This window comes from Achromobacter pulmonis, assembly GCF_021733725.1.
GTDB classification, from domain to species: domain Bacteria; phylum Pseudomonadota; class Gammaproteobacteria; order Burkholderiales; family Burkholderiaceae_B; genus Achromobacter; species Achromobacter pulmonis.
Genome location: NZ_JAIFOT010000001.1, coordinates 2,279,634 through 2,298,886 on the forward strand (window position 1 = coordinate 2,279,634; position 19,253 = coordinate 2,298,886).

Sequence of the window (19,253 nt, forward strand, 5' to 3'; positions counted from 1 at the left end):
AGTCTCGGCAGGTTGAAGAATGGCCCCGAGGCACGGCGGCCCCGGTATGTAGGAATCAGCGTTCGCCCAGCGACTGCTGCAATCCCTTGGTGATGGGTTTGGCGAGGTACTGCAGCACCGTGCGTTCGCGCGCCTTGATGTCGACGCTGGCGGTCATGCCCGGGCGTAGCAGGATCTGCTCGGCCGAATGGTGTTTGAATTCCGCCTCGCGGATCAGGATGCGCACGCGGTAGTAATGCGCCGGTCCCTGGCGGGTTTCTTCCTGGAGCACGTCGGGGCTGATGTAGCTGACCTCGCCCTGCATGGCCCCGAAGATGGAGGCGTCGTAGGCGTCGATGCGGACGTTGGCGCGCTGGCCCACCTTGACGAAGGCGATGTCGGCCGGGCTGACGCGCGCTTCGGCCAGCAGGTCGCCGCGGGTCGGCAGGATTTCCATGACCGTCTCGCCGGGACGCACCACGCCGCCGATGGTGTTGACGCGGATGTTGTTGACGATGCCGTCGGCGGTGGCGGTCAGGCGCGTCTGCTCCAGCACCTGGCTGCGGTCGCGCAACTGCTCGGTCTGGGTGGTCAGGTCTTCCTGCGCTTTGGTCATTTCGGCCTGGGCATCCTGGAAGTACTTGTTGCGGCGGTTGGTCATCTGCGCCTGGATGTCGGCCACGGCCCGCTGCAGCCGCAGGATCTCGGCCTGGCTGACGTCGCCGGTGGCCACCAGCTTGCGGTTGATGGCCAGTTCCTGGCGCGACAGCTTCAGCATGTTGCCCAGCGCGGCCAGGTCGCCTTCGATCGCGGTGCGGCGCTTCTTGTAGAGATCGCGCTGGTTGCGGATGTAGTCGTCGTAGCCGCGCAGGTCGTCGGGAAACACCAGCGGCTTGCCGTAGACCTCGGCGTGCAGGCGCGCCAGGGTGATGCGCAGCGCCGCCACCTTGGCGTTGCTGTCGGACACCGCGGCGCGGGCGCGCGCTTCCTGCAAGGTCACCAGCACGTCGCCGGCGCGCACGGTGTCGCCCTCGTGCACATGCAGCTCGGTCACGATGCCGCCGTCGGGCGACTGGATGACCTGGGTGCGCGCCGCCGCGATGATCTGCGCCGGCGCGCGCGTGACCTGGTCGATCTTGCCCACCGCGGCCCAGGCCACCAGCACGCACAGCCCGGCGAACATGGCGCGCAGGCACCAGCGCGCGCGCTGCCGCGGCGGCAGCAGCGACAGCGCCTGCCAGACTTCGCCCACGATCACCGGCGTGCCGCCGGCTTTGGGCCGGGACGGCACCATGGCTGCGCGCTTCATGACGATGCTCCCGCGATGCCGGGCGCGACAGCGGTCACGCGCGGCTCGCCCTGGCGCCTGACGCCCAGGCCCGCCAGCACCGCGTCGCGCGGCCCGTCCTTGACGATGCCGTGGCCGACCATGACCACGATGCGGTCGGCCAGCGACAGCACGGTGGGTTTGTGCGTCACCATCACCAGCGTGGCGCCGGCCTGCGCCTCTTCGGCCAGCACGCCCAGGCAACGGCGCTCCTGGTCGTCATCCATGGAGGCGGTCGGTTCGTCCAGCAGGATGATGCCGGGCTTGCACAGCAGCAGGCGGGTGAACGCGACCAACTGGCGCTGCCCGCCGCTCAGGCCGCGGCCGCCTTCGACGATGGGCCGCTCCAGGCCCTTGGGGTGGGCCGCGACGATGCGATCCATGCCGGTGCGGCGCATGGCGCGCAGGATTTCCTCGTCGCCCGGATCGGGCAGGCCGATCAGCAGGTTCTCGCGCAGCGAGCCCTGGAACAGGCGATGATCCTGTTGCAGGTAGCCGATCCGGCGGCTCAGCACCTGGCGGCTGATGTGCGACAGATCGAGGTCGTCCAGCAGCACCCGGCCCGATTGCGGCAGGTACATGCCGGTCAGCAGGCGCAGCAGTGTCGATTTGCCCGAGCCGATGGGGCCGATCACGGCGATGCGCTCGCCGGGCGTGATGAGCAGGCGCGGCACGCGCAGCGCGGGCGGATTGTCGCCATAGGCAAACGATACGTCTTCGAGCAGGAAGCGGCCTTCGAGCCGCTCGGGCACCAGCGGCCGCCGCACGCCGTGGTTGTCGGTCTGCAATTGATAGAGGCGTTCCAGCCCCTCTTCGGCGGCCAGCGCGTGGGCGCGTTGCACCAACAGGCCGGGCACCTGCAGGATCGGGGTCAGGATGCGGCCGCTGAGAATGGAGCAGGCGATCAGCGCGCCGGTGGTCATCTCGCCATGCATGACGGCCAGGGCGCCCGCGACGATCAGGCAGGCGTAGCTGAGCTGCTGCACCGATGCGCCGAGGTAGCCGACGTTTTCGCTGAGATGGCGCAGCTTGAGATCGTTGACGATGGTCTGCGCGCTGACTTCGAGCCAGCGCGACAGGAAGCGCCAGCCGCCGGCGCCGGCCTTGATGGTCTCGGCGCCTTCGACCGCTTCCACCAGCAGCCCGGTCTTGAGGTTGGCATAGCCGGCGCCTTCCTTGGCCTGGCGCGCCACGCGGCGCTGCGACGACAGGCCGATGAACAGCGCGGCCAGCGCGAAGGCCAGCAGCACCAGGCCCACCAGCGGCGTGGCCAGCGCCATCACGATGGCGATGAACACCAGCGCCATGGGCAGGTCCACCAGCGCGAACAGCGAGGACGCCGTGTAGAAGGCGCGCACCTGTTCATAGCCGCGGATCTGCGCGGCCAACGACCCCACCGAGGCCGGCATCTGGTCGATGCGCACCTGCATCAGGCGATGGAAGATGTCGCGCGACAGCATGCCATCGACGCCGACAACCACGTGGTCCATGACCCGGGCGCGGGCGATCTTGACGGCCAGTTCGATGAGCACGCTGACCAGCACGCCGCAGGCCAGCACGAACAGCGTGTATTCGCCGCGCGTGGGGATGACCCGGTCGTAGACCTGCATCGAGAACATGGAGGTAGCCAGCGCCAGCAGGCCGATCATGACCGACCCCGCGCAGGCCTCGATCAGCGCGCCGCGATGCGGCCGGATGGCCGCGTTGCGGCGCGCGCCGAAGGAGGCCGCCGACGCGTTGCCGGCGGGGCCGGCATGCACGCCTGCGGCCTCGGCGCCGGACGGCGCTTCGGCCAGCCGCAGCCGCATGCAGCGGTCGGCCAGGGCCGGGCCCGCGACCATCACGGCGCCCGTGCCGCAATCGACGGTCCAATCGCCGCCGGGCGCCAGTTCCGTCACGATGCCCCAGCGGTCGTCCTGCAGGTGGCACAGCAGCGGCAGGTGCGCCGGATCGGGCGCGGCCAGCAGCTGCGGCGCGTCCACGCCGAGATGCCGGCACAGCAGTTCAAGCTGGCCGATCGCCAGCGGCGCGGCCTCGCACAGCCGCAGGCCGGATCGCAGCCGCATGGGATCGAGCGCCGTGCCCTGCATTGCGGCCAGCCGGCTCAAGGCCCAGGCGAGCGAGTCGAGGGCGGTTTTTACCTGCGCGGGTCGGCTCAAGGCTGCAACTCCGTTTCGCCCAGGCGCACCTGCAGGCGATAGATCGAGGCGGCAAGCGCAGCCTGGGAGTCGGCCGCGGCGTACTGGTTCTGCGCCAGCTCGCGCACGGCATTGAGCAGGTCGATCCAGGATTTGCGGCCGGCGGTGAATTGCCGGGAATAGGAGTCCAGCACGTGGCGCGAGCCCGCGACCGCGCTTTGCAGCGCCGTCAGCTGGCGTTGCGCTGACAGGTATTGGTCGACGTCGCCGTACATGGCCTCGCGCTGCTCCAGCCAGGCCGCCTCGACCGACTGGCCGGCCGCGGCCACGCGTTCGTTGATCGCATCGGCCTCGATGCCGGTTGCGAAGCCCGCGCCGGGTGTATAGCGGATGCCCACGAATACCGAGGTGCCGCGATCGGTGCCGGCGCCGGGGTAGGAATCGCCCAAGGGCTTGTTGACGCGCAGGTAGGCGGTGGGCCAGCGCTGCGCGTGTTTGGCTTCGAGCTGGGCCTGCATCGCCGCCACGTCGCTGCGCGCCATCTGCACGGCGGCGCTGTCACGCGCCAGGGTGGCGAGGTCCTGGGCGTGCAGGCGCGCCGCGACCGCCTTGACCGTGGCCGGGTCGGGCCAGTGGGGCAAGGCGTCGGCGTCTTCGTCCAGTGCCGGCAAGCCGGTCAATTGTTCCAGGCGTTGCGCGGCCAGGCGCAAGCTGGAGCGCGCGGCCGCCAGGTCGACTTCCGTCTGCCGCAGGCGCGACAAGGCCAGTTCGACGTCCACGGCAGGCGATGCGTCGGCCGCGACACGGCGGCGGATCTGTGCTTCGTAGCCATGCAGCAGGGCGATGGTTTCGCGCGCCACCGCGACCTTGTCGCGGGCGCTGATCAGGGCCTGCCAGGCGCCGATCACCTGCAGCGCCAGTTGCTGACGCTGCCACAAGATGCGCGCTTCGCTCTTGCTGGCGTCGGCCAGCGCGCGGTCGATGTTGGCGTTGAGCTGGCCGCCGTCCCACAGGGTCTGTTCGAGCTGGAGTCCGCGCGCGGCGGGGGAATTAGGCGAGGTGGAGTGCGATTCCATGACCACGGAAGCCGCCGGCCACCAGTGGCGCCGTGCGGCATCCACATCGACGTTGGCGGCCGCCACTTCCTGCGCGGCGGCGCGTGCCAGCGGATGGCCGGTGACGGCGGCGTTGACCAGGGCCTGCAAGGTAACGGCGGGCTTGGATGCCGTGGCTGTCGCGGCGTGGGCCGCGGGCGCCGGTTGCGTGGCGTGGACGGCGCACGCGCCGGCCGACGCGGACAGCGCCGCCAGAATGCGCGCGCAGCACGCCAACTTGCACAGCCGGTCGCCAGGCCGGCGGGGCCGGGCGGGGCGCGGCGCGTGATCCATCAGGGACTCAGAGCGCGAGACATCATCACGACGCCGATATGGGACCGCTTTTTTTTCCTGGTTGCATCCAGGTATTTTTCTATTGGCTTGATGCATGTGCCGGTCCACCTTCTGACGGACAAAGTGATCTTTTTTGGTTGGGTGGATTTGATCATCCACGGTTGGACATTTGCCGCTCAGCCATTGAAGTGGTTTTTGTCTGGCGAGGTCGCCGAACGGCAATTGGCGCCGATGGCCGGGCGCGTTCAACGTTGCTGAAGAACGGCCAGGATTTTTCGGCAGAAGTGAGTCTATGCTCATTAATGCACGGAAAATCCGCAGATCAGTCCGATACTGAATCGATCTTGATGCGAACCCATAGCAGCGGGCTCTATTGAAACTTTCAGCCGCACTTTTTGCTGCGTATTGCACGCTTGCGTTATGTCGGACGGAGTGAGCGGGAATGTCGGGCGCATTGTTGTCAAACATATTGATTTCGCCGCGCCGGGTCGGCAAACATGGTCCCCCACGTCTGTTGAGAATCAATGGGGGAACGCAATGAAAGGCATACGCAAGGTGAAGTACATCGGCAAGCGGGGACTGTTCAGACTGTCGCCCGCGCTGGCCGAACGCTGCGGGGTCGACTTCCGGCTGGATGCGCCCAACCGGGTATTTCTGGAACAGCGCATCTTCGGCTACCTGAACCGGTTGGCCGAAGGCGCGGGCGGATCACAGGACCTGCTGTTCCTCGGCCTGGACAAGCACAACTGGCACTACCCGCGGCTGCTGCGCGCGAACTTCCATTCGCTCGACATCCTGCCGCGCAACGCCGTCTACGGGCGCCCTGGGCGGCATTGGGTCGGCGATGCGCTGGAGATGGCGGCGCACTACGGCGCGGAACGCTTCGACGTGGTGATCGCCAACGGTGTGCTGGGCGCGGGCATTGACGGCGAGGCGGGCCTACGCCGCCTGCTGGCGCAATGCCATACGGTGCTCAAGCCCGGCGGCGTGCTGCTGCTGGGCTACAACGATCTACCCGAGCGCACGCCCTTTCCGGTGGTGGTGGATGGCGGGTTCGAGGAGTTCGTGCCCGACATCGAGGGGGTGCACGCGTCGCGCCATATGGTGGACGACCCTTTCCGGCATATCTATTGCTTTTGCCGCAAGGTTGGCTGACGGGGGGGCCAGCGGTCCGTCGAGCGGACGCGCCGCGCGCGGGCGCGGCGGCCGGCGTCGAATCAACCGGGGTAGAGATCCATGCGCCGGTGTTCCCAGGCCGGCAGGGCGGCGCGCAGCGTGGCCACCCGCTGCGGATCGAGGTCGGCCGTGATGTGGCCGGCGCGGTCCGGCATGCAGGCCAGCACTGTGCCCCAGGGGTCGATGATCATGCTGCGGCCCAGGCACGGCAGGCCCGGTCCGTCGCCACCGATCTGCGCGGCGGCGATCACGTAGCACTGGTTCTCGATGGCGCGGGCGCGCAGCAGCGGTTCCCAATGGTCGCGGCCGGTGTGCAGGTTGAAGGCTGCCGGCACCACCAGCACATTGGCGCCGCGCGTGCGCAGGGCGCGGTAGAGCTCGGCAAAGCGCAGGTCGTAGCAGATGCTCAGGCCCAGCGTCAGTCCGGCCGCGGCGACCGTTTGCAGGTGCGCGCCGGGCGCGAAGTCGGCGGACTCGCGGTAGGGCGTGCCATCGACCACCGCGTCGTACAGATGCACCTTGCGGTAGGTGGCGGCGATGGCGCCGTCCGGCGCGAAGGTGACACCGGTGTTGCCGAGCCGGTCCTCGCCGGCCAAGCGCTCATGCATCGAACCCAGGTGGATCCAGCAGGCGTGGCGTTGCGCCAGCGCCGCAATGCGCGCGGTGACTTCGCCGGGGATCGGGCTGGCGGCGGCGCGCAGCGTGGGCGTGGCGCCGCGCACGTCGCTGTATTCGGGCGTGACGATGAGCTGCGCGCCGTCGTCGGCCGCGGCGGCAATTGCGCGTTCCAGCGCGGCCAGATTGGCCGCGCGATCCTGGCGGCTGTCGAGCTGGAGGGCTGCGACTCGGATGGACATGCGGGTTCCTTGTCAGTGTGCCTGCGCCTGGGCCTTCAGCCCCAGCGCGACCGCGCGCGCGATCTGGCCCAGCAGGGCGGCGCCCGCGCCGCCGTGGAGCGTGTGCGCGGTTTGCCAGTCGGTGAAGCCGTCGGCCAGGACCGCCAACACCACGCTGCAGTCATCGACGGTGAGGATGCCGGCGTCATGGCGCAGGCCGGGCAATTGGCCGGCCTTGCTGGCCAGATGGGCCGCGGCGGGGAGCGCGGCGCCGAAGTGGGCGCGTTCGCGCTGGTCGGCCAGGACATCGAGCGCGAAGGCGCGCAAGGGCGCGGGCAGCGCGCCGTCGCGCAGCAACCAGCAGAGCGCGGCGGTGGCATCGCCGGCACTGGTGAAATTGTCGCGGCCGGCTTCGCGCGCAGCGGCGTCCATCATGCGGCGCTGCAGGCGGCTGGCCGTGAGCCCGGCGGCCGGGTTCCATTGATTGACCGCGTCGAATCCCAGCAGATCGATGAGCGCGTTGGTGGCGACGTTGTCGCTGAGCACGATCATCAGGCGCGCCAGTTCAGCCAGCGACAGGGCGGTGACGCCGGGCAACTGGGCAAGAATGCCGGTGCCGCCGGCGCGGTCGGCGCGCGCGGGCAGGGCCAGCGGTTGTTCGAGCGTGTAGCGGCCTTCGGCCACCGCCGCGAGCAGCGTCAGCAGGATGGGCACCTTGATGATGCTGGCTGCCGGTTGCGCGCGCTCGGCGTGATGCGCGAGCACGACGCCGCCGTCCAGATCGCGCAGGCTCAGCGAGACCCGCGCGGGCGTGGCCGCGAGCAAGGGCGTCAGCGTCGCGTCGAGATGCTGGCGCAAGGCGTCGTGGTCCAGCGGCTGCGATCCCAAGGGGAACATGGTTGATCTCCTCAGACCAGGAAGAAGAACAGCGACGAGAACAGGCAGAGGTTCACCAGGATCACCGCCCAGCCGTTGTAGAGCATGTATTTGAGTTCGCCGGAGCGCGCCAGGCCCATCTGGCCGAACATGTCGGAAGTGGGGAAGGGGCCGAACCAATCGATCTGCGAGCTGCCGAGAATGACCGCCGTGGTGGCCGCGGGGCCGACGCCGGCGGCCGCCAGCAGCGGGCCGAAGATCTTGGCGGTAAAGGTCATCTGCGCGACCGCCGCGCCGGGGATGTGGCCGATGACGTTGAACCACAGCACGATGACGCACAGCATGGCGCCGCTGATGCCGGCCAGGTACGGCGTCGCGAGGTCCAGCACGGCGTGATAGGCGTTGAGTTGGTCCACCAGCACCAGCACCGGGTTGAATAGCCAGAACAGGAAGAAGATCCAGATCAGCTTGCCGGCGCCCGCGTACATGGCTTGCAGTATCGCGCGCGGGCCCATGCCGCCGGCCAGTCCGGTGGTGGTGGCCAGCGCCACCATGACGATGATGGCGAAGGCATAGCCCGCCTTGGCGAGCACGCCGACGACCGCCAGGAGGATGATGGTCAGGCAGAATGCCCACGCCGCCCGCAGGGCGCCGCGCGAGGGCGCGGCATCGAGGTCGAAGGCGGCCGCGCCGGCGCCGGCCTCCTCGTATTGGTGGCGGGCCTCGGTCTTTTTCTGGATGCGGCCCGACATGAACCAGCCGGCCAGCAGCGTGGCCACGGCCATCGGGATGCCGGCCACCATCAGGTACTGCGGGTAGCTCAGTCCGGTCAGGCCGGTGACCGTGACCACGTTGGGCGTGAAGGGGCCGAGTACCAGTCCGGCGGAACCGGCGGTCTGGAACAAGGCGGCAACCGTGGGCGGCGACAGGCGCACGGCGGCGGCGATGGGGATGACCACCGCGGCGATGATGGCGTTGCCGCCGGCCAGGGTGCCCAGCGCGCCGCAGATCAGGGTCGAGGTCACCATGATGCCCAGGCGCACGCGCACCTGGTTCGACAGGCCGATGCGGCGCACGATGGCGCGCACCATCTGTTCGGCGGCGCCGGTGCGCGAGGCGACTTCGCCCACGCCCGCGCCCAGTACGATGATCAGGCCGACCACCGCGATGAAGGAGCCCAGCGATTCGGCCAGCAGCTTGCTCATGGCGATGGGCGTGGTGCCCGTCATGATGGCGCCGAGCACGATGGCGGCAATGGTGGACAGCACGATGTCCACGCCCAGCAGCGCGATGATGGCGAACACCAGCACTGGCGTCAGGCCCCACAGGCTGGTCTGGCCGGGCAGGGCATAGTGGGTGTACAGCGCGATGGCCAGCCCCACGAGGAATACCGCGATGGCGGCATTGCGTCGGCGCGGGTGCAGCGGGTTGCCGGCGGGCGGGCGTGGCGCCGCCGCCGTCTGTGCCAATGAGGTCATGTCTTCTCCGTCCCTATCGTCTCTGTGGCCTGGCCGTGGCGCGCTGCGCGTCCGGCGGGTGTTGGCCTATTGTTGTGACCCCGCCTTGCGATTGCTGCAGGCGTGGGTTTCCAGCGGTTGCCGTCCGAGCGGCCGGGCGTGTAATGGATGGCCTGGCGCGGACGGTGAGAGTGTGGGCGCGAGGCGGGGCGGGTTCAAATGCATGGTCGGGGTGCGGGCATAACCTTTGGTTATGGCCTTCAGGTCCGTCGTATCGACCTGGCCGCGATCGGGCGCGGGCCGGCTTAACCGCCAGAGGGTCGAGCGGGCCGTTTGACGGACCGGGTGGGGATGTCGCCCGGCGTGCTGCTTTCGTCGTCCACCGTGAGGCCGCCGCCGGACATGATGCCGCGGGCGATCTCGTCGGCGGATTTGCCGGCAAAGCCGTGTTGGCCCGCGACGATGCGGAAGCTATCGCCTTCGAGCGGGCTTTGCAGCGTGGCCGAGGACAGCAGCACGCCATTGGAGCGCAGCTGGATGCGTTTGCCGACACGATCGCGGGTGAAGTCGGCCAGGGCCTGGCGGCTGTCGGGGTGCAGCACCACGTCGACATAGCGTGTGGACGTTTGCGGGTCCACGCCGGCGGTGGCCTTCTCCGCCCGCAGGGCCACGCTTTCGGCGTGGGACGCGGCGGCGGCCAGCAGCAGGACGGCACATGCGAAGGATCGGAAGGTGGACATGGGCGGGCTCCGGTTGGCGGACGGATCGATGATGGCATCCTAGCCCGAGCGGGGCGGGCGCATATTACGACTTGTATGCGAACGCTGGCATTGTCTGCCGCCGGCCAGGAAGTGACTCGCTCAAGGCGCCCTTGCGCTGCGATTCCCGCTACGCGCCATGAGCGTCCGTCCCGGGGGAACGGCGCATCGTCTTACCGGGTAATCCCGCTACCGGGAATTTCGGCAAAATTTGTATGATGACCCGATGAATATTTCCAGGGAGATTCGCATGCCGCAAGTTCCTTCCATTGCCCATGAGCGTGTCGCGGGCGGTGCGCGATGACGCCGGAAGCCCGTATCCGCGAGGAAATCTGCACCGTCGGCGCCAGCCTTTACCAGCGCGGCTACACCGTCGGCGCGGCTGGCAACATCAGCGCCCGGCTCGATGACGGCTGGCTGATCACCCCGACCGACGCCTGCCTGGGCCGGCTCGATCCGGCCGAGCTGGCCAAGGTCGATCTGGCCGGCAACCCGGTCTCGGGCGGCAAGCCATCCAAGACGCTGGCGCTGCACCAGGGCATCTACCAGGCCGATCCGGCCGCGCGCGGCGTGGTGCATACGCATTCGACGCATCTGGTGGCGCTGACGCTGGCCGGTGTCTGGCGCCAGGACGAGGTGCTGCCGCCGATCACGCCCTATCAGGTGATGAAGGTGGGCCGCATTCCGCTGATAGCCTATCGCCGCCCCGGCGATCCCGCGGCGGCCGCGCAGGTGGCGGCGCTGGCCGGCCAGGTGCGCGGGGTGTTGTTCGAGCGCCTGGGGCCAGTGGTGTGGGAACGCTCGGTGTCGCACGCCGCTTACGCGCTGGAGGAACTGGAAGAAACCGCGCGCTTGTGGCTGATGTCCGAGCCGCGCCCGGCGCCCTTGTCCGAGACCGCCATCGAGGAATTGCGCGCCGTGTTCGGGGCGCGCTACTGACCCGCGCCCCGCGCAACCTGAAGGAGCCGACATGCCGCGCCTGGCCGCCAACCTGAGCATGATGTATGCGGAACACCCATTCCTGGACCGCTTCGCCGCCGCCGCGCGCGATGGCTTCCAGGGCGTGGAGTTCCTGTTTCCCTACGACCATCCGGCCGCCGAGATCCGCGCGCGCCTGGACAGCCATGGACTGACGCAGGCGCTGTTCAATGCGCCGCCGGGCGACTGGGCCGGCGGCGAGCGCGGGATCGCGTCATTGCCGGGCCGCGAAGACGAGTTCCAGCGCGGCCTGGACCAGGCGCTGGCGTATGCGGCGGCACTGGGCAACCGCAGCCTGCATGTGATGGCGGGCCTGGTTGCGGCCGGGCAGGACCGCGCCGCGCACCGCCAGGTCTATCTGCGCAACCTGGAACGCGCGGCTCGCGCCGCCGCCACGGCCGGCGTGACCATCGTGATCGAGCCGATCAATCCACGCGACATGCCCGGCTACTTCCTGACCCGCCAGGACGAGGCGCAGACCATCCGCGCCGAGGTTGGCGCCGACAATCTGCGAGTGCAATTCGATTGCTACCACTGCCAGATCGTCGAGGGTGACCTGGCGGTGAAGCTGCGGCGCGATATGCCGGGCATCGGCCATATCCAGATCGCCGGCGTGCCGGACCGCCACGAGCCCGACCTGGGCGAACTGAATTACCCCTATCTGCTGGCGCTGATCGACGCGCTGGGTTATGCGGGCTGGATCGGCTGCGAATACCGGCCCCGGGGCGCCACCACGGCGGGGCTGGGCTGGGCCAAACCCTATCTCGCGGGAGGCGAGCGATGAAGATACTGATCACCGGCGGCGCCGGCTTCCTGGGACAGCGCCTGGCGCGCAAGCTGCTGGAGCAGGGGCGCCTGGCGCTGGCGGGCGGGCCCGCGCCCATCACCCAGATCGACCTGCTCGATGTGGCCCGGACCGATGCCCTGAACGACACGCGGGTGCGGTCGATCGAGGGCGACGTCGCGGACCCGGCCTGCCTGCAAGCGCTGATCGGCGCCGACACGGCGGTGATCTTCCACCTGGCGGCCATCGTCAGCGGCCAGGCCGAGGCCGATTTCGACCTGGGCATGCGCATCAACCTGGATGCTTCGCGCGCATTGCTGGAAGCCTGCCGCCAGCGCGGCCACCGGCCGCGCGTGGTGTTCACCAGTTCGGTGGCGGTGTACGGCGGCGCCCTGCCGGAAACGGTGCGCGACGACACCGCGCTCAATCCGCAATCCTCCTATGGCACGCAGAAGGCGATGGCCGAACTGCTGCTGGCCGACTACACGCGGCGCGGCTTCGTCGATGGCCGCGCGCTGCGGCTGCCCACCATCAGCGTGCGGCCGGGCCGGCCCAACGCGGCGGCTTCGTCGTTCGCCAGCGGCATCATCCGCGAACCGCTCAACGGCGAGCCGGCGGCGTGCCCGGTGGATGCGGATACGCGCCTGTGGTTGTTGTCGCCGCGCCGCGCGGTGCAGGCGCTGATCGCCGGCTGCGAGCTGGACGCGGCGGCGGTGGCGGACCGCCGGCCCATCAACCTGCCGGGGGTGTCGGTGACGGCGGCCGAAATGGTGCAGGCCTTGCGCGAGATCGCGGGCGATGCGGTGGCCGACCGTGTCGGCTGGCAGGCGGACGCGCGGGTGCAGGCCATCGTCGGCAGCTGGCCGGGGCGCTGGGACACGGCGCGCGCGGCGCGCCTGGGGCTGGCGGGCGACGGCGATTTCGCCGAGATCATCCGCGCCTATATCGCTGACGACTTGCGGGGGAAGGTATGAGCCAGGACAACGAAGCGCGCGCGGTCGGGGTGATCGGCCTGGGCGCGATGGGCGCGGGCATCGCGCAGAGCCTGCGGCGCGCCGGCTGCCGGGTGCATGCCTACGACATCCGGCCCGGCGTGGCGGCGGCGTTCGCCGGGCAGGGCGGCGTGGCCTGCGCAACGCTGGCGGACATGGCCGGCGCCTGCGACGTGGTGGTCAGCGTGGTGGTGAACGCGCAGCAGACCGAGAGCGTGCTGTTCGGCGAGGGCGGCATTGCCGCCGCCCTGCGGCCCGGCAGCGTGTTCGTGATGTGCTCGACGGTGGACCCGGCCTGGTCGAGCGCGCTGGAGGCGCGCTTGGCGGCGCTGGGCATCCACTACCTGGATGCGCCCATTTCCGGCGGCGCGGCCAAGGCCGCGGCGGGCCAGATGACCATGATGACCGCCGGCACCCCGGCTGCCTATGCCGCCTGCGGCAACGTGCTGGAGGCCATGGCGGGCAAGGTCTACCGGCTGGGCGAGCGAGCCGGCGCGGGCAGCAAGGTCAAGATCATCAACCAGCTGCTGGCCGGCGTGCACATCGCCGTGGCCGCCGAGGCCATGGCGCTGGGCCTGCGCGAAGGGGTCGACGCCGACGCCTTGTATGAAGTCATCACCCACAGCGCCGGCAATAGCTGGATGTTCGAGAACCGTATGGCTCACGTGCTGGCGGGCGACTACACGCCGCTGTCGGCGGTGGACATTTTCGTGAAGGACCTGGGGCTGGTGCTGGACACGGCGCGCCACAGCAAGTTTCCGTTGCCACTGGCGTCCACGGCGCACCAGATGTTCATGCAGGCGTCTGCCGCCGGCCACGGCCGCGAGGACGACAGCGCGGTCATCAAGATCTTTCCCGGAATCACTTTGCCGGAGTCCGCATGACGATCAAACTGGGGTGCATCGCCGACGACTTCACCGGCGCCACCGACCTGGCCAACAACCTGGTGCGCGCCGGCATGCGTAGCGTGCAGACCATTGGCGTGCCGGACGGGGCGCTTGAGACGCCGGCGGACGCGGTGGTGGTGGCGCTCAAGACCCGCACGCTGCCCGCCGCCGAGGCGGTGGCGCAATCGCTGGCGGCGCTGGCCTGGCTGCGGGCGCAGGGCGCCGGGCAGATCTATTTCAAGTATTGCTCGACCTTCGACAGCACGGCGCAGGGCAATATCGGCCCGGTCGCCGATGCGCTGATGACGGCGCTGGACACGGATTTCACCATTGCCACGCCGGCCTTTCCCGACAACAAGCGCACGGTGTTCAAGGGCTATCTGTTCGCCGGCGACGTGCTGCTGAACGAGTCGGGCATGCAGCATCATCCCCTGACGCCGATGACCGATCCGAACCTGGTGCGTGTGTTGGCGGCGCAGACCCGGCGCAAGGTCGGCCTGATCGACTACGCGGTGGTGGCGCGCGGCAGCCGCGCGATACGCGGGCGCATCGACGCGCTGCGGCGGGAGGGGGTGGAGATCGCCATCGTCGACGCTATCTCCAATGACGACCTGCTGGCGCTGGGGCCGGCGCTCAAGGACATGCCGCTGGTGACGGCGGGGTCGGGCGTGGCGATCGGCCTGCCCGGAAACTGGGGCCTGGCGCCGGGCGCGGCCGCCGCATTGCCGCGCGAGCCGGGCGCCCAGGCGGTGGTGGCGGGCAGCTGCTCGAGCGCGACCCAGGGCCAGGTGGCGGCGTTCATCGCGCAGGGCCGGCCGGCGCTGGCGCTCGATCCCTTGCGCATCGCCGCGGGCGAGGACGTCGTGGCGCAGGCGCTGGCCTGGGCCGCGCCGCGCCTGTCCGGCGGCCCGCTGCTGATCTATTCGACGGCCCGGCCCGACGCAGTGCAGGCGGCGCAGGCCAGCCTGGGCGCGGCGCGCGTCGGCGCCCTGGTCGAGGACGCCATCGCGCGGATCGCGGCGGGCCTGGCGCGGCTCGGGGTGCGGCAGCTGATCGTCGCCGGGGGCGAGACCTCGGGCGCGGTGGTGCAGGCGTTGGGCTTGACGCAACTGGCGATCGGCGAGCAGATCGACCCGGGGGTGCCGTGGTGCGCCGGCGATGCGCAGGCGGTGCAAGCGCGTATGAGCATCGCCTTGAAGTCAGGCAACTTCGGCGGCGTCGATTTCTTCACGCGGGCGTTCCTTCAGGACGCCTGACGATCGACCGCTGGTCCGGACGCCGCGCCTGCGCGGGCCGGCGTGTTCAGCGATGCGCCTGGCGCAGTCGCTTGGCGGCGTTGACCATGTGGATGCGGGCGGCTTCGCGCGCCGCTTCCGCGTCCTGGCGCCGGATGGCGTCGACAATGGCTTCGTGCTCACGCAGCACCGCGCGCATCTGGTCGGCGTGACGCGCCTCGTTGCCGCGCGTGACGCGGGTGGCGGCTTCGAGATACTGGCTGACGAAGGCCAGGGTGGCGAGGAAATACGGATTGCCGGTGGCGCGGGCGATGCTGCGGTGGAAGGCCACGTCTTCAGTGACGCCGTCGCCGCCGTTGTCGACCGCCGTGGTGATGGCGGCCAGCGCCTGGTCGATGGCCGCCATGTCGCGTTTGCCGCGGTGCGCCGCCGCCTGCGCCGCGATTTCGGTTTCCAGCGCGCGGCGCAGATCGACGATGTGCAGTACCGCGTCCAGCGAGTCGAGTTCCGCCGCGTCGATGCGCAGCGCGCGGTTGCCGCCTTGGCCGGTGACGAACACGCCGCTGCCTTGGCGCGCCTCGACGATGCCGTCCTGGCGCAGCCGTGACACCGCTTCGCGGATGACGGTGCGGCTGACGCCGAACTGCTCGGCCAGGCGGGTTTCGGTGGGCAGTTTTTCGCCAGGCTGCACGCGGCCCGCGTCGATCTCGGCGAGCAACTGCTTGGCCACCGTGTCGGTCAGCGTGGGGGGGGTGTGGAGTCGGGGAAAGGCCATGGCATGGGGCCGTGAAAGCGGGGCGCGGCGCCGCCTCGGAACAGGGGCTTCATGATAACCCGCCGGTTCCGGCCGCCGCGCGCGCGCGGTTCAGGCAGTCGATGAAAAACTGCGCGGCCGGCGTCGGCGGCGAATCGGCCCGCGTCAGGATCGACACCCGCGCCGCCGGCAGCGGGTGCGCCAGCGGCAGGATGCACAAGGACGTGGGCGCGAGCACGCGGTGCAGGCCATTGCGCACGAAAAAACCCACGGCGTCGCTCTGCCCCAGGATCGCCAGGGCGATGGCGATGGACTGGCAAGGGATCACGTCTGCGGGCGGCGGCAGGCCGCGTTCCGTGTAGGCCAGGCGCAGCAGGTTGGTGGGCGTCTGCGTATTGCCGGGCATCAACCACAGCAGGTCGCGCAGTTCGGCCAGATCGGTGGCATGGCGCAGGGGGTGGTCGGCACGCGCGCCCACCGCCAGCGGCAAGGTGAACAGGGTGGTGCGGGCAAAGCCGTCGTAGATGTCGCCGTCGTATTCGGTCTGCACCACCAGGTCGTAGCGGCCTGTTTCCAGCTGTTCGTGGCTGTAGGGCGGCGCGACCTCATGGAAGGCCACCGCGACGCGCGGCATGCGGGCGCGGAACGCCGCCAGCGCGGCCGGCAGGATCGGCAGCACCGACGAGCTGATGGCCAGGTTGAGCGTGCCGCCTTCGCCGTCGCGCATCTGGTCGATGTCTTCCTGCGCGCGCCGCGCTTCCTGCAGGATCAGCACGGCGCGTTTGTGCAGGGCCTGGCCGTAGGACGTCAGCTCGACGCCCTTGGCGCTGCGCCGCACAAGTTCGGCGCCCAGGCTCTGTTCCAGTTCGCGCAGGCTGCGCGTGGCCGCCGGCTGAGTCACGCACAGGGCGCGCGCGGCGGCGCGGATGCTGCCGTGTTCGGCGATCAGCACGAAGGCGCGCAACTGGCGCAGGTTCATGGGCGCGGGCAAGGGGTATAAGCAAAAGTCATCACCGCAGCAAAAATACTGTCTTTCGCGTTTCGGCGGCCATCCGTATATTCACTAGCACCCGCCGCTTCCGGCTGCGGCGCGCCGGCCGCGCCCGCTCCGGAATGGGCGGGCCTGGCACGGCTTCCGGAAACACGGGCCGGCATACAGATCCGACATCAAGGGGAACACATGTCCATCGCCATCGCGGCCGGCGCCAGCGCGCGCAGCCTGCATACGCCATCCATGCGCCGGCGGGTCATCGCCGGCACCACCATCGGCAACGCGCTGGAGTTCTTCGACTTCACCGTCTTCACCTTCCTGATGCTGGTCATCGGGCCGCTGTTCTTTCCGGCGGCCTCCAGCTACGGGCAATTGCTGCTGACCACGGCCACCTTCGGCGTCGGCTTCCTGATGCGGCCGGTGGGCGGCATGCTGATCGGCTCCTACGCCGACCGCCACGGCCGCCGCGCCGCCATGACCTTGACGTTGTGGCTGATGGGGCTGGGCTGCGCGCTGATCGCGGCGGCGCCGACCCATGCGCAAATGGGGGCGCTGGGGCCGGTGATGATGGTGCTGGCGCGGCTGATCCAGGGCTTTGCCGCCGGCGGCGAGGTGGGCGCCTCGACCACGCTGTTGGTCGAGCATGCGCCGCCGTCGCGGCGCGGGTTCTATTCCAGCTGGCAGTTCGGCAGCCAGTCGCTTGGCGTGGCGCTGGGCGCCGTCGTGGTGGGGACGTTGACCGCCGCGCTGACCGCCGAGCAGATGCAGGCCTGGGGCTGGCGCGTGCCGTTCGTGATCGGCATCCTGACGGTGCCGGTGGGCGCCTATATCCGCCGCAATCTGGAAGAGACGCTGCACGCCGATGAGCCGGATGCGCGCCGGCCGCGCGCCGCCGGCCACCAGCCGCTGCGCCGCATCTTCGCCGAACACAAGACCGAAGTCGCCAAAGGCATCCTGCTGATGATCGGCGGCATGGTGTGCGCGCAGATCATCGGCTTCTACATGCCGTCGTACGCGCACCGCGAACTGGGGCTGCCGGCGACCTCGACCCTGTCGGCCAGCGTGGTGGTGGGGGCGGTGGGCTTCCTGTTCGCGCCGCTGGTCGGCAAGCTGGCCGACCGGGTGGGACGCAAGCGCGTGATCTTCTGGTCGAGGGTGACGACGGTGGCGGTGCTGCTGCCGTGTTTCGAATGGCTGATCGCCGCGCCCAGCAGCGCGCGGCTGATGCTGGTGGTGGCGCTGCTGTCGATCCTGCTGGCGCTGCAATCGGCGCCCGGCATCACCATGTTGCCTGAATTGTTCCCGAAATCCGTGCGCACCACCGGCATGTCGGTGGTGTACGGCCTGGGGATTTCCGTGTTCGGCGGCTTTGCCCAGTTCTTCGTGACCTGGTTGCTGCACGTGACCGGCAATCCCATGGCGCCCGCCTGGTATCTGATGGTGGCGGTGGCGCTTTCCACAGTGGTGCTGTTCTGGATCCGCGACCGCACCGGCGACGATATCGACAACCAGGAGGCCTGATGCAATCCGCTACGCCCTATTTTTCCCGCAGCTACGCCGAGGCGCGGGCGCGCTTTGCCGCCGCGGCCCGGCCGCTGGCCACGCAGTTCGAGTCCTATCCGATCACGCCCAAGGGGCGCGAGGGCGAGGATCTTGCCACCGATGTGGCGCTGATCGGCGACCAGGATGCCACGCGGCTGCTGATCATGACGTCCGCGACCCACGGCGTGGAAGGCTTCTGTGGTTCGGGTTGCCAGCTGGCGCTGTTGGATGACGCCGAGATGCTGGAGCGCGCGCGCCTGGCCGGCGTGGCGCTGCTGCTGGTGCATGCGGTGAATCCGCATGGCTTCTCGTGGCTCGCGCGCACCGACGAAGGCAATGTCGACCTGAACCGCAACGCGCAGCCCTTTGACGGGCAGCCGTTGCCGGCCAATCCGGAGTACGGGCGCATCCACGAATTGCTGCTGCCCGAGCAGTGGCCGCCGTCGGACAGCAACCGCGAGCAGATCGCCGCCTACATCGCCGGAAACGGCCTGCCGGCCTTCAAGCAGGCCGTCACCCGCGGGCAATACACGCATGCCGATGGCCTGTTCTATGGCGGCGACCGCCCGGCCGCCTCGCTGTCGAACCTGCGCCGCATCCTCCAGGAGCATGCGGCCGCATACAGGCAGATCGGCTGGATCGACGTGCACACGGGGTTGGGGCCGCGCGGCCATGGCGAGAAGATCTACGCCGGCCGCCGCGACGAGGCCGAAGTGGCGCGCGCGCGCCAATGGTGGGGCGCCGACATCGCCGTGCCGTACCAGGGCACGTCGGCCTCGGTGGACATCACCGGGCACCTGGCGGGCCTGATGTACCAGGCCTGCCCGGACGCGGTGCCGACGCTGATGGCGCTGGAATACGGCACACAGCCGTCCGAGCAGGTGGTGGATGCGCTGCGGGGCCGCAATTGGCTGCGCGCGCATCCCGATGCCCCGCCGGCATTGCGTGACCAGATCCTGCGCGCCACGCTGGAGGCGTTCTATTGCGACGCGCCGGACTGGCATGGCGCGGTGCTCGGGCAGAGCCGCGTGGCGGTGCTGCAAGCCGTGCTGGGCCTGGCGGCGGACTGACGCCGGCCGGCAGGGCCGATCCGCCACGGATCGGCTTGCATTGTCATTGAGATGTTATATCATCTTTCAGTTTTTTGTAATGATA

Annotated in this window: 18 protein-coding genes; 9 read left to right on the forward strand and 9 right to left on the reverse strand. The window is 69.6% G+C overall.

Annotated features, from left to right (window positions below; all coding sequences use genetic code 11):
* Window positions 1-55: 55 nt before the first annotated feature.
* Genes K2W61_RS10500 through K2W61_RS10510 form a run of 3 tightly spaced genes read right to left on the reverse strand, consistent with a single transcriptional unit; the run spans window position 56 to window position 4,832 of the window.
* Window positions 56-1,288: a beta-barrel domain-containing protein gene (locus tag K2W61_RS10500; protein WP_175132800.1), complete on the reverse strand. Its 1,233-nt coding sequence runs from the start codon at window positions 1,286-1,288 to the stop codon at window positions 56-58.
* A complete protein-coding gene (locus K2W61_RS10505) occupies window positions 1,285-3,465 on the reverse strand; it encodes an ATP-binding cassette domain-containing protein (RefSeq protein ID WP_236755559.1) in 2,181 nt (726 codons plus the stop codon). Before K2W61_RS10505 ends, K2W61_RS10500 begins: the two co-directional genes overlap by 4 nt.
* Window positions 3,462-4,832, reverse strand: coding sequence for a TolC family protein (locus K2W61_RS10510; protein WP_236755561.1), 1,371 nt, complete (start codon window positions 4,830-4,832; stop codon window positions 3,462-3,464). The genes K2W61_RS10505 and K2W61_RS10510 overlap by 4 nt, the downstream gene beginning before the upstream one ends.
* On the opposite strand from K2W61_RS10510, the gene K2W61_RS10515 reads away from it, so the two are divergent.
* Entirely contained in the window at window positions 4,824-5,090 is a 267-nt protein-coding gene (locus K2W61_RS10515) for a hypothetical protein (RefSeq protein WP_175132798.1), read from the forward strand. The two genes, K2W61_RS10510 and K2W61_RS10515, sit on opposite strands and share 9 nt — an antisense overlap.
* 279 nt (window positions 5,091-5,369) lie before the next feature.
* On the forward strand, window positions 5,370-5,987 hold the full coding sequence (locus tag K2W61_RS10520) for a class I SAM-dependent methyltransferase (RefSeq protein ID WP_175132797.1): 618 nt from the start codon (window positions 5,370-5,372) through the stop codon (window positions 5,985-5,987).
* 62 nt (window positions 5,988-6,049) lie between these two features.
* Here the strand turns inward: K2W61_RS10520 and K2W61_RS10525 are convergent, their stop codons facing one another.
* The 4 genes from K2W61_RS10525 to K2W61_RS10540 all read right to left on the reverse strand — a co-directional run bounded on the left by K2W61_RS10525 (window position 6,050) and on the right by K2W61_RS10540 (window position 9,917).
* Window positions 6,050-6,865, reverse strand: a complete 816-nt coding sequence (locus K2W61_RS10525; protein ID WP_236755563.1) for a carbon-nitrogen hydrolase family protein — start codon at window positions 6,863-6,865, stop codon at window positions 6,050-6,052.
* 12 nt (window positions 6,866-6,877) lie between these two features.
* Window positions 6,878-7,741 (reverse strand): serine hydrolase, encoded by an 864-nt coding sequence (locus tag K2W61_RS10530; RefSeq protein WP_175141271.1) that lies wholly within the window; start codon window positions 7,739-7,741, stop codon window positions 6,878-6,880.
* Window positions 7,742-7,752: 11 nt separating this feature from the next.
* Complete coding sequence (locus K2W61_RS10535; RefSeq protein ID WP_175132794.1) at window positions 7,753-9,198, reverse strand: gluconate:proton symporter; 1,446 nt, start codon at window positions 9,196-9,198, stop codon at window positions 7,753-7,755.
* Between the two features lie 284 nt (window positions 9,199-9,482).
* A complete protein-coding gene (locus K2W61_RS10540) occupies window positions 9,483-9,917 on the reverse strand; it encodes a SecDF P1 head subdomain-containing protein (protein WP_175132793.1) in 435 nt (144 codons plus the stop codon).
* Window positions 9,918-10,235: 318 nt separating this feature from the next.
* On the opposite strand from K2W61_RS10540, the gene otnC reads away from it, so the two are divergent.
* From otnC to otnK, 5 genes are read left to right on the forward strand one after another with little or no spacing between them, the layout of a single operon-like run.
* A complete protein-coding gene (gene otnC / locus K2W61_RS10545; protein ID WP_175132792.1) occupies window positions 10,236-10,874 on the forward strand; it encodes a 3-oxo-tetronate 4-phosphate decarboxylase in 639 nt (212 codons plus the stop codon).
* 31 nt (window positions 10,875-10,905) lie between these two features.
* Window positions 10,906-11,697: a 2-oxo-tetronate isomerase gene (otnI, locus tag K2W61_RS10550; protein WP_236755564.1), complete on the forward strand. Its 792-nt coding sequence runs from the start codon at window positions 10,906-10,908 to the stop codon at window positions 11,695-11,697.
* Entirely contained in the window at window positions 11,694-12,671 is a 978-nt protein-coding gene (gene denD, locus K2W61_RS10555; RefSeq protein ID WP_175132790.1) for a D-erythronate dehydrogenase, read from the forward strand. The genes otnI and denD overlap by 4 nt, the downstream gene beginning before the upstream one ends.
* The gene (gene ltnD, locus K2W61_RS10560; protein WP_175132789.1) at window positions 12,668-13,573 is read left to right on the forward strand and encodes an L-threonate dehydrogenase; all 906 of its coding nucleotides are present in this window, start codon (window positions 12,668-12,670) and stop codon (window positions 13,571-13,573) included. The genes denD and ltnD overlap by 4 nt, the downstream gene beginning before the upstream one ends.
* Entirely contained in the window at window positions 13,570-14,832 is a 1,263-nt protein-coding gene (otnK, locus tag K2W61_RS10565; protein ID WP_175132788.1) for a 3-oxo-tetronate kinase, read from the forward strand. The genes ltnD and otnK overlap by 4 nt, the downstream gene beginning before the upstream one ends.
* Before the next feature lie 46 nt (window positions 14,833-14,878).
* Here otnK and K2W61_RS10570 read toward each other — a convergent pair whose 3' ends face one another.
* Both K2W61_RS10570 and K2W61_RS10575 read right to left on the reverse strand, forming a co-directional pair.
* Window positions 14,879-15,586 (reverse strand): FadR/GntR family transcriptional regulator, encoded by a 708-nt coding sequence (locus K2W61_RS10570; RefSeq protein WP_175141268.1) that lies wholly within the window; start codon window positions 15,584-15,586, stop codon window positions 14,879-14,881.
* A gap of 49 nt (window positions 15,587-15,635) precedes the next feature.
* Window positions 15,636-16,556, reverse strand: coding sequence for a LysR substrate-binding domain-containing protein (locus tag K2W61_RS10575; RefSeq protein ID WP_236755566.1), 921 nt, complete (start codon window positions 16,554-16,556; stop codon window positions 15,636-15,638).
* A gap of 189 nt (window positions 16,557-16,745) precedes the next feature.
* Here K2W61_RS10575 and K2W61_RS10580 point away from each other — a divergent pair, with 189 nt between their 5' ends.
* Together K2W61_RS10580 and K2W61_RS10585 are read left to right on the forward strand one after the other, a co-directional pair.
* On the forward strand, window positions 16,746-18,077 hold the full coding sequence (locus K2W61_RS10580) for an MFS transporter (protein ID WP_175132785.1): 1,332 nt from the start codon (window positions 16,746-16,748) through the stop codon (window positions 18,075-18,077).
* Complete coding sequence (locus K2W61_RS10585; RefSeq protein WP_236755567.1) at window positions 18,077-19,168, forward strand: M14 family metallopeptidase; 1,092 nt, start codon at window positions 18,077-18,079, stop codon at window positions 19,166-19,168. The genes K2W61_RS10580 and K2W61_RS10585 overlap by 1 nt, the downstream gene beginning before the upstream one ends.
* Window positions 19,169-19,253: the final 85 nt, after the last annotated feature.

What these genes read in the sequence shown, in the direction of transcription:
- K2W61_RS10500 (WP_175132800.1), bottom strand. Translation starts at nt 1,288, where the DNA reads ATGAAGCGCGCAGCCATGGTGCCGTCCCGGCCCAAAGCCGGCGGCACG.
- K2W61_RS10510 (WP_236755561.1), bottom strand. Translation starts at nt 4,832, where the DNA reads ATGGATCACGCGCCGCGCCCCGCCCGGCCCCGCCGGCCTGGCGACCGG.
- K2W61_RS10520 (WP_175132797.1), top strand. Translation starts at nt 5,370, where the DNA reads ATGAAAGGCATACGCAAGGTGAAGTACATCGGCAAGCGGGGACTGTTC.
- K2W61_RS10525 (WP_236755563.1), bottom strand. Translation starts at nt 6,865, where the DNA reads ATGTCCATCCGAGTCGCAGCCCTCCAGCTCGACAGCCGCCAGGATCGC.
- K2W61_RS10530 (WP_175141271.1), bottom strand. Translation starts at nt 7,741, where the DNA reads ATGTTCCCCTTGGGATCGCAGCCGCTGGACCACGACGCCTTGCGCCAG.
- K2W61_RS10535 (WP_175132794.1), bottom strand. Translation starts at nt 9,198, where the DNA reads ATGACCTCATTGGCACAGACGGCGGCGGCGCCACGCCCGCCCGCCGGC.
- K2W61_RS10540 (WP_175132793.1), bottom strand. Translation starts at nt 9,917, where the DNA reads ATGTCCACCTTCCGATCCTTCGCATGTGCCGTCCTGCTGCTGGCCGCC.
- otnC (WP_175132792.1), top strand. Translation starts at nt 10,236, where the DNA reads ATGACGCCGGAAGCCCGTATCCGCGAGGAAATCTGCACCGTCGGCGCC.
- otnI (WP_236755564.1), top strand. Translation starts at nt 10,906, where the DNA reads ATGCCGCGCCTGGCCGCCAACCTGAGCATGATGTATGCGGAACACCCA.
- denD (WP_175132790.1), top strand. Translation starts at nt 11,694, where the DNA reads ATGAAGATACTGATCACCGGCGGCGCCGGCTTCCTGGGACAGCGCCTG.
- ltnD (WP_175132789.1), top strand. Translation starts at nt 12,668, where the DNA reads ATGAGCCAGGACAACGAAGCGCGCGCGGTCGGGGTGATCGGCCTGGGC.
- otnK (WP_175132788.1), top strand. Translation starts at nt 13,570, where the DNA reads ATGACGATCAAACTGGGGTGCATCGCCGACGACTTCACCGGCGCCACC.
- K2W61_RS10570 (WP_175141268.1), bottom strand. Translation starts at nt 15,586, where the DNA reads ATGGCCTTTCCCCGACTCCACACCCCCCCCACGCTGACCGACACGGTG.
- K2W61_RS10580 (WP_175132785.1), top strand. Translation starts at nt 16,746, where the DNA reads ATGTCCATCGCCATCGCGGCCGGCGCCAGCGCGCGCAGCCTGCATACG.
- K2W61_RS10585 (WP_236755567.1), top strand. Translation starts at nt 18,077, where the DNA reads ATGCAATCCGCTACGCCCTATTTTTCCCGCAGCTACGCCGAGGCGCGG.